1 protein-coding gene is annotated in these 402 nt (G+C 59.2%); it reads right to left on the bottom strand.

Annotated elements, in window-relative coordinates:
• Positions 1-373 (bottom strand): helicase-related protein (locus WDW90_RS38345; protein WP_336492906.1); only part of this gene is annotated, 373 nt, incomplete at its 3' end.
• Positions 374-402 lie beyond the last annotated feature (29 nt).

Below are 402 nucleotides of genomic sequence, written 5' to 3'. Positions count from 1 at the left end.
CCACGGTCTTGTCCGCCATGAATTTGAGGCGGCCGGTGTCGCTATTCCCGGCTCCCTCGTGGAAGATGACCGACACGGACGGTTTGCGATCCCGCCCGGCGCGGCCGAATTCCTGCAACAAGTCCTCGACTGATGCCGATTGCTGCCAATGGATGACAAGCCGGACGTTGGGGATGTCCAAGCCCATGCCGAACGCGTTGGTGCAGATGATGTGGTCAACCGCGGGCAAGCTTTCGCCTTGGAAGCGCTTTTGCAGTTCCTGTCGCTTAAACGGCGTGCCAAGCCGCGAGTGGTAAAACGGGATGTCCAAGCCAAACTCAGCGAGCTTCCCTTTGAGTTCTTCGCCAGCCTTTGCCGATGGAACGAAGATCATCACCTTCTCTCGCTGTACCCGGGGAAGGC

Origin of the sequence: Methylobacterium nigriterrae (assembly GCF_037106235.1) — a bacterium.
Lineage (GTDB): Bacteria > Pseudomonadota > Alphaproteobacteria > Rhizobiales > Beijerinckiaceae > Methylobacterium > Methylobacterium nigriterrae.
Note: the sequence above shows the minus strand (reverse complement) of the source record. Positions and strands in the feature narration are given on the sequence as shown.